This is a genomic window from Sphingomonas yabuuchiae (genome assembly GCF_001477495.1).
Classification (GTDB): domain Bacteria; phylum Pseudomonadota; class Alphaproteobacteria; order Sphingomonadales; family Sphingomonadaceae; genus Sphingomonas; species Sphingomonas yabuuchiae_A.
This window is the reverse complement of sequence record NZ_LDTF01000129.1, coordinates 1-8670: the sequence shown is the minus strand read 5'-3', so window position 1 is coordinate 8670 and position 8670 is coordinate 1. Positions and strand designations below refer to the sequence as shown.

General features: G+C 67.6%; 5 protein-coding genes. 1 reads left to right on the top strand and 4 read right to left on the bottom strand.

The annotated features are described in order from the left end of the window. Positions 1 to 2108 (bottom strand): putative bifunctional diguanylate cyclase/phosphodiesterase (locus tag NS355_RS17485; protein ID WP_244489741.1); only part of this gene is annotated, 2108 nt, incomplete at its 3' end. Between the two features lie 115 nt (positions 2109 to 2223). Here NS355_RS17485 and NS355_RS17480 point away from each other — a divergent pair. Continuing rightward, a complete protein-coding gene (locus NS355_RS17480) occupies positions 2224 to 3747 on the top strand; it encodes a fumarate hydratase (RefSeq protein WP_058746844.1) in 1524 nt (507 codons plus the stop codon). 166 nt (positions 3748 to 3913) lie between these two features. On the opposite strand, the gene NS355_RS17475 is transcribed toward NS355_RS17480, so the two are convergent. The 3 genes from NS355_RS17475 to NS355_RS17465 are packed head-to-tail and all read right to left on the bottom strand — an operon-like array spanning position 3914 to position 8582. Continuing rightward, positions 3914 to 5701 (bottom strand): AMP-dependent synthetase/ligase, encoded by a 1788-nt coding sequence (locus NS355_RS17475; protein ID WP_058746843.1) that lies wholly within the window; start codon positions 5699 to 5701, stop codon positions 3914 to 3916. A gap of 60 nt (positions 5702 to 5761) precedes the next feature. After that, complete coding sequence (gene ggt, locus NS355_RS17470) at positions 5762 to 7507, bottom strand: gamma-glutamyltransferase (protein ID WP_209445131.1); 1746 nt, start codon at positions 7505 to 7507, stop codon at positions 5762 to 5764. A 46-nt stretch (positions 7508 to 7553) separates the two neighbouring features. Next, positions 7554 to 8582 carry a quinone-dependent dihydroorotate dehydrogenase gene (locus NS355_RS17465; protein ID WP_058746842.1) on the bottom strand — a complete coding sequence of 343 codons (1029 nt, stop codon included), beginning with the start codon at positions 8580 to 8582 and terminating at the stop codon, positions 7554 to 7556. Between the last annotated feature and the right edge of the window lie 88 nt (positions 8583 to 8670).

Here is an 8670-nt window from a genome sequence, read left to right as displayed (position 1 = left end):
ACGAAGGACTGGTCGATCTTGATCTTGTCGAACGGCGCATGACGCAGATAGCCGAGCGACGAATAGCCCGTGCCGAAATCGTCGAGCGCCAGTCGGATGCCCAGCGCCTTCAACGCGGCGAACTGGCGATGCGATTCCTGATTATCGTTCAGGAAGACGCTCTCGGTTATCTCCAGCTCCAGCCGTGCCGCCGCGAGACCCGATTGCGCCAGCGCCTGCGCGACCAGTGCGGGCAGATGCGGCTTGGCGAACTGGATCGACGACACGTTGACCGCGACGCGCGCCTCCTGCGGCCAGCCCGCCGCCTCGGCACAGGCGGTGCGCATCACCCATTCGCCGATCTGTTCGATCAGGCCGCAATCCTCGGCGACCGGGATGAACTGCGATGGCGGGATGTTGCCCTGTTCGGGGTGGTGCCAGCGCAGCAGCGCCTCGTAACCGACGATCATCGCGTCGCGGGTGGACACGATCGGCTGGTAGACGAGGCGGAACTGCCCCTGCGCGACGGCGATGCGCAGGTCTTCCTCCATGCGCTTGCGGCTGCGCGCACCCTCCAACATCGCCTCGGCATAGAAACGGTGGACGCCGCGCCCGTCACCCTTGGCCGCGTACAGGCCCAGATCGGCGTTGCGGATCAGCGTCTGCGAATCCTCGCCGTCATAGGGCGCGATGGCGATGCCGATCGAACAGCCGATCGTGACCTCGTTGCCAAGAATGTCATAGGGATGCGACAGCGCGGCAATGATCCGGTCCGCCAGCATGGCCAGCCGGTCGCGCGCATCGATGCCGGGCAGCAGGATTTGGAACTCGTCGCCGCCCAGCCGCCCGACCAGCCCGACATCGCCGACCACCTGTTCCAGCCGCCGCGCGACCTGTTGCAGCAGCAAATCGCCCGCCTGATGGCCCAGCGTGTCGTTGACCGCCTTGAACCGGTCGAGGTCCATCAGGAACAGCGCGTTGGGGCGCCAGGGATGGATCGACTGCTTCAACGTCTTGTCGAGCGACAGGGTCATGCGCTGGCGATTGGCCAGTCCGGTCAGGCTGTCGAACAGTGCCAGGCGGGTGATCTCCGCCTCCGAGCGGCGCTTCTCGGTCAGGTCGGAGCCCGAACCGATAAAGCCGCGAAACCGGCCGATACTGTCCAGGATCGGTCGGCCGGAGATCGACCACCAGCGTTCCGACGCCGCCCCGCCCTCGGCCACCGCGCAGACGGTATAATCGGAAAAGCCGGTGCGCGACGACAGGTGGAAGGACAGGGTCCGCTCGGTGCCGGGGGCGGAGGGGTCCATCTGGAACAGCTCGGTCAGCACCTGCCCGCGACTGTCGATGCCCGAGGCGGCCAGATCGCGCGCGACCTTGTCCGAAAGATAGGTGAGCCGCCCGTGCCGATCGGTTTCCCAGAACCAGCCGGTGCCATGCTCCTCGAACTCGGCGATCATCTTGACCGCCTGCTGCCCCTGGCCAAAGGCCTGGGCGCGGTCGCGGGCGCCGTCATAATCGAGCTGCCCGACGGCGCGTGCCTTGAGGACCAGGAAGATCAGCGGCGGGAGGACCGCCGCCAGGACCGGCAGGACCGACACGCCCCAGGCCAGTGCCGTGACCGGCGCCAGAAACGCGAAGCCGAAGGAATAGCCCAGAAGGGCGCCGCGCACCGCGTTCAGCATCGATGCGGTCGCCCACATGGTGCAGGCGAGCGTCAGCACGGCCACCCATCCGCCGGTGCCGTGATGCGCATTCGCCACGATCAACAGCATCGGCCCGGTGGCCAGCGCGACCAGCAGGCCCATGACGCTCAGCCATTGCTTCAGCCGGTAGAAGGGCCATTGCCGGGAGACGCCGCGCCACAGGACGAAACCGAAGGCCAGCGTCGCCGCCATCATCAGGCCGCCAGCCACCGCCTTTTCCATCCGCTGGGGCGACGGTCCGCCCAACGGGTCGAACCCCAGGATAGTCGCCACGGCCACCAGAGTCTGCAGGACGGCCAGCGGCCAGGTACGGCACAGCGTCTTCAGGCGCCCGAGATGCAATGACACCAGCAGCTCGTCATTATCCTCGGCCAGGCCCATCAGGGCGAGGAAGGACAGGGTCTTGGAGGGGGCTGGCGACATGCGGGGTGCGGGTTTCCAATAATGTCGCGCCACCCTGCGCTAATGCTGGTTAAGATAGGTTGAAACGGGGGCGCTCCATTGCGCGGGCCACGTTGCTTTCGCTAAGGACGGATGCATGACGACCCTGATCCGCGACACCGACCTGATCGAGAGCGTGGCCGACGCGCTCCAGTTCATCAGCTACTATCACCCGATGGATTATATCCGTGCCCTGGGTAAGGCCTATGAGGCCGAGAAGAGCCCGGCGGCCAAGGATGCCATTGCGCAGATCCTGACCAACAGCCGGATGTGCGCGGAGGGGCATCGCCCGATCTGCCAGGATACCGGCATCGTCACGGTCTTCGTGAAATGGGGCCAGGACTGCCGCCTGTCGGGCGACCGTTCGCTTCAGGAAGTCGTCGATGAGGGCGTGCGCCGCGCCTATCTCCACCCCGAGAACAAGCTGCGCGCCTCGATCCTGGCCGACCCCGCCTTCACCCGCCGCAATACCAAGGACAACACGCCCTCGGTCCTCCATGTCGAGATGGTGCCGGGCAACAAAGTGACGGTCGACGTCGCGGCCAAGGGCGGCGGGTCAGAGAACAAGTCCAAGTTCAAGATGATGAACCCGTCCGACTCGATCGTCGACTGGGTGCTGGAAATGGTGCCGCAAATGGGCGCAGGCTGGTGCCCGCCGGGCATGCTCGGCATCGGCATCGGCGGCACGGCGGAAAAGGCGGTCCTGCTCGCCAAGGAATCGCTGATGGGCGCGATCGACATGGGACAGCTGAAGGAACGCGGTCCGCGCAACGATATCGAGGCATTGCGCATCGAGCTGTTCGACAAGGTCAACGCGCTGGGCATCGGTGCGCAGGGACTGGGCGGCCTGTCCACCATCCTCGACGTCAAGATTCTCGACTGGCCGACCCACGCCGCGTCCAAGCCCGTCGCGATGATCCCCAACTGCGCCGCCACCCGCCATGCGCACTTCACGCTGGACGGCTCCGGCCCGGTCTATCTGGAGGCCCCCAAGCTGGAGGAATGGCCGAAGGTCGACTGGAAGCCGGACCTCCAGGCGGCTCGCCGCGTCGACCTGAACACGCTGACGCCCGAAGAGGTAAAGAGCTGGAAGCATGGCGACCGGCTGCTGCTGAACGGGAAGATGCTCACCGGCCGCGACGCCGCGCACAAGCGGATCAAGGACATGCTCGACCGCGGCGAGGAACTGCCCGTCGAGTTCAAGGGCCGCGTCATCTATTATGTCGGCCCGGTCGATCCGGTCGGCGAGGAAGTGGTCGGCCCGGCGGGCCCGACGACCGCGACCCGCATGGACAAGTTTACCCGCATGATGCTCGACCAGGGCCTGCTGGCCATGGTCGGCAAGGCCGAGCGCGGTCCGGCGGCCACCGACGCGATCCGTGAATATCAGTCCGCCTATCTGATGGCGGTCGGCGGCGCGGCCTATCTCGTCGCCCGCGCGATCAAGGGATCGAAGGTCGTCGGCTTCGAGGACCTGGGCATGGAGGCGATCTACGAGTTCGACGTGGAGAACTTCCCCGTCACCGTCGCGGTCGATTCCGAAGGCCAGAACGTCCACACCCTGGCCCCGCTGGTCTGGCGCGACAAGATCGCCAAGGAAGGCCTGCTGACCCCGGCCTGATCCGAGAATCTTCCTTCTTAGCCCCTCCCGCAGGCGGGAGGGGTTGGGGAGGGCAAGGGAGTCTCACCGAGCCTGTCGCCTGCGGCTTTCCCTCCCCCATCCCCTCCCGTAAACGGGAGGGGCGGGCCGAGCTTTAAGCGTTGGGCGCGATTACCGCCCGATCGGGTCAATTTTTGTACAACGCGTCCAGCCGCTCGCCATACACTTCGCGAAGGACGTGGCGGCGGATCTTGAGCGACGGGGTCAGCTGCTCATTCTCGATCGCGAAGGGTTCGTCGGCGATGATGAAGCGGCGGATGCGCTCGGTCACGGACAGGTCGCGGTTCACCCGGTCGATCGCGGCTGAAATCGCGCCCCGGAAATCCAGGTCGTCGTCCAGCGCGGCGCGGTTGCAGCCGGTGCCCGACTTCGCGCACCATTCGGCGGTCCATTCCGCATCGGGCACGATCAGCGCGACCATATAGGGCCGCCGGTCGCCCGCGATCATCGCCTGGCCGATCTCGGGTTGCAGGGTCAGCATCCCCTCGACCTTCTGGGGGGCGACATTCTCGCCCTTGTCGTTGATGATCAGGTCCTTCTTGCGGTCGGTGATGCGCAGGCGGCCCGCCGCATCGATCTCGCCGATGTCGCCGGTGTGCAGCCAGCCGTCCTTCAGCACGCGGTCCGTCTCTGTCGGGTTGCGCCAGTATCCGTGCATGACCAGCTCGCCGCGCACCAGGATCTCGCCATCCTCGGCGATCCGTACCTCGGTATTGTCGAGCGGCGGGCCGACCGTGTCCATGCGCACACCCGCCTTGGGTCGGTTGCAGGCGATGACCGGTGCGGCCTCGGTCTGGCCATAGCCTTGCAGCAGGGTGAGGCCGATCGAGTGGAAGAACAGCCCGATCTCGGGGTTGAGCGGCGCACCGCCCGACACCATCGCCTTCAACCTGCCGCCGAACTTCCTGGCGATCTTGGGCTTGAACAGCGTGTTGACCGCCAGTTGCGCAGGGCGATCGATCAGCCGCAAGCGGCCGTCATAGCTCTTGGCCCCCAGCGCCAGCGCCTGGTCGAGCAACCGCGCGCCCAGCCCGCCCTTCTTCTCGATCGCCTTGGCGATGCGGGTGTGCAGCACCTCGAACAGGCGGGGCACGACGAACATGATCGTCGGGCGTACCTCCTCGATATTGGCGGCCAGCTTGTCGAGCCCTTCGGCGTAATAGATCTGCCCGCCCAGCGAGATGGGGAAATGCTGGCCCCCGGTATGCTCATAGGCGTGGGAGAGGGGGAGGAAGGACAGGAACACCTCGTCCTCCCAGCCGAAATCCTCGGCGATCACCGCACTGCATCCGGCGCAATTGTGCAGGATCGCGCCGTGATGCTGCATCACCCCGCGCGGCGCGCCGCCGGTGCCCGAGGTGTAGATGATGCAGGCCAGATTCTCGCGGGTGAAATCGGCCTGTGCGGCGACCACCACCGGATCGGCGGGATGCTCGGCGATCATCGCGTCATATTGGCGGCATTCGATCTGGCTCTGGCCCAGCTTCAGCGCCTCGATCCCGATCACCGTCTGGACGTGGTTGGAACGCAACGCCGCGGGCATCAGCGTCGTCGCCAGCTTCTGAGTCGACACGATGATCGCGCGTGCGCCCGAATTCTCGATGATGTGCGCGTGGTCGCGCTCGGTATTGGTGGTGTAGGTCGGCACGGTCACGCCGCCCGCCGCCATGATGGCGAGATCGGCGATGCACCATTCGGGGCGGTTCTCCGACACCAGCATCACCCGGTCGCCACGTTGCAGCCCGCTGGCCTTCAACCCCGCCGACAGGCTGGCGACCCGGCGCGCCGCCTCGGCCCAACTGATCGATTGCCAACTGCCGCCCTGCTTGCGCCAGAGGAACGGCGCATCACCCTTCTCGGCGGCGCGCGTGAAGAACATGGTGATCAGATTGGGGAAATATTCGAGCGTACGCATGGTGCCTCTCCCACCGGCCCGTATCGCACGACGTAACGCGCGATCGGGCTCTTTGTTTGCTTATTCCGCCGGACGGTTCGGTTTGTCGCCGACCCGCTGGATCGTCGTCGTCCGGCCGCTCACGTCGATCGCGACGCCTTCGCTGCGCGGATCGGCGGCACCGACCCAGCGGCCGTCGACCCGCTCGATGGCATTGGCCTTCAGCCCCATCGGCGCGACGACCACCGTCTCGCCCAGCGCTTGCAGGCCGGGGACCAGTGCCTCCAGCGCCGTGCCCTGTTCGACCGTGGCGACCTTGTACGGCGCAAAGAGCAGGCCCTGGGCAATCGCAGCTTGCGCGCTCAGTTTCCAGTCGATGACGCCGATGATCGCCTTGGCGACCTGCGCGATGATGGTCGATCCGCCTGCCGCGCCGATCGCCAGCCGAACCCGGCCGTTGGGGCCATAGACGATGGTCGGCGCCATCGAGCTGCGCGGGCGCTTGCCGCCCTGCACCCGGTTGGCGACCAGATCGCCGTCCTTGACCGGTACGATGTCGAAATCGGTCAGCTCGTTGTTCAGCATCGTGCCGTCGACCGACAGGCCGGAGCCGAACGAGCCCTCGACCGTGGTCGTCACCTCGGCGACGTTACCGGCCGCATCGACTGCGACGAGATCGGTGGTGCCGGGCACCTCGCTGACCGGCGCGCGCATGCGGGGCGGCGCGCCGGGCGGCGTGCCGGGCGACACCGCGGCCATGGTGCGGTCGGGCGCGATTAGCGCGGAGCGGCTGGCGATATAGGCCGGGTCGAATAGACCCTTGATCGGCACGCGGACATAATAGGGATCGCCCAGATACATGTCGCGGTCGGCATAGGCGAGGCGCGAAGCCTCGGCGAACAGATGCCAGGCTTGCGGCGAATCCTTGCCCAGCCGGGCCATGTCGAACCGTTCGAGCAGCTTCAGGATCGACAGCATCGTCGACCCCCCGCCCGAGGACGGCCCCATGCTGCAAATCCGATAGCCGCGATAGGTGGCGCAGAGCGGCGGGCGCGGCTTGGCCGAATAGCTGGCCAGGTCGCCGGTCGTCATCTTCGACGGATTGCGCTGCGCCGTATTGACCGTCGTGACCAGCTTTTGCGCCTGCGGGCCGACATAGAAAAAGTCGGGGCCGAGCCTGGCGATCCGCTCCAGCAGCGCGGCTTGTTCGGGGTTGCGGATGGTACTGCCGAGCGGGAGGACCTGTCCATCGGGGCCGGTCAGCCGCGCACGGGTGGCGGCGTCGACATGGGCACCATAGCGGGTCAGCGCGGTCTGAAGGCGCGGGGTCAGCTGGAACCCGTCGCGCGCCAGCCGGATCGCGGGCTGGAACAGCCGGGCCCAGGGCAGCTTGCCGCCCTGGGCATGGGCCAGCGCCATGCCGCGTAGCGCGCCGGGCACGCCGACGCTGCGGCCGCCGGGGACGGCATCGGCATGGCTGAGCGGGCGGCCATCGGGGCCATAGAACCAGTCGGGCGTCGCGGCCATCGGCGCGGTTTCGCGCGCGTCGATGGTATTGGTGCCGCGCGCGTCGTGGCGCACCCAGTAGCTGCCGCCGCCGATGCCCGAGCTTTGCGGCTCGACCACGTTCAGCGCCAGCATCGTCGCGATGGCGGCATCGGTCGCACTGCCCCCCGCGCGCAATATTTCCACCCCGGCGGCCGCCGCGCGGGGGTCGGCAGCGCTGACCATGCCGGTGGCGGGAGCCTTGGCGGTAGGCTGGCGCGCGTCGACAGGCGCGGCGAGCGGCAGCGTCAGCGCCGCGACGGACAAGAGCCAGTGCTTCATGGGCGCGACCCTAGCGGCAAGGCTCGGCCCACGCCAAGCCGTAACGTCAGGCGCCGACTGCGTCGGACACGCTGGCAAAGCCGTCGCGGGCCAGCAGTGCGTCGAGATCGGCGAGGACGCGGGCGGCCAGCCCCGGCCCCTCATAGACCAGTGCCGAATACAGCTGGACCAGGCTGGCCCCTGCGCGGATGCGGGCATAGGCCTCCGCACCGGAGTCGATGCCGCCCGCTGCGATCAGGGTCATCGCGGCCCCGGTGGCCTTGCGGAAATCGGCGAGGCGCGCGCGGGCGAGCGGGGCCAGCGGACGGCCGGACAGCCCGCCGGTTTCGGTGGCGTTGGCGCTCCGAACGTCCGGCCGGGTGATGGTGGTGTTACCGATGATGATCGCGTCCAGCCGGTTGTGGATCGCGGCGCGCGCGATCTCGTCGATCTGGGCGGGGTCGAGGTCGGGCGCGACCTTCAGGAACAGCGGGACACGGCCCGCCGCCTCTCGCGACGCGGCCAGCAGTTCGGCGAGCGCCGCGCCATGTTGCAGGTCGCGCAGGCCCGGCGTGTTGGGGCTGGAGATGTTGATGGTGACGTAATCGGCGATCGGTGCCGCGCAGGCCACACCGTGCCGATAATCAGCGATCCGGTCGGTCGCGTCCTTGTTCGCGCCGACATTGATGCCCAGCACGCCCTTCCGCCTGGCGGCCTTCGCCCGCGCCAGTCCCGCATCCAGGCCGCCATTGTTGAAGCCATAGCGGTTGACCACCCCCTTGTCCTCGACCAGCCGGAACAGGCGGGGCTTGGGATTGCCGGGTTGGGGTTTCGGGGTCAGCGTGCCGATCTCGACCAGGCCAAAGCCCAGGCCGAAAAAGCCGTCGATCGCCTCGCCATTCTTGTCGACCCCCGCCGCCAGGCCCAGCGGATTGGCGAAGTCGATTCCGGCCACCGTGGTCGCAAGGCGCGGATAGCGCGCCGGATCGGCCCCCATCGGTGCGCCCAGTGCGCCCCAGCGCGACAGCATCGCGACCGTCAGACCATGGGCGCGTTCGGCATCGAGCGCGAAGAGGAGCGGGTGATAAAAGGCCATGTCGGCCCGGTTAGCGGATTGCGGGTGGAGGGGGAAGCGGGGCTCTATCTTCTCCCCTCCCGCTGTCATTGCTCCCCCTCCCGCAGGC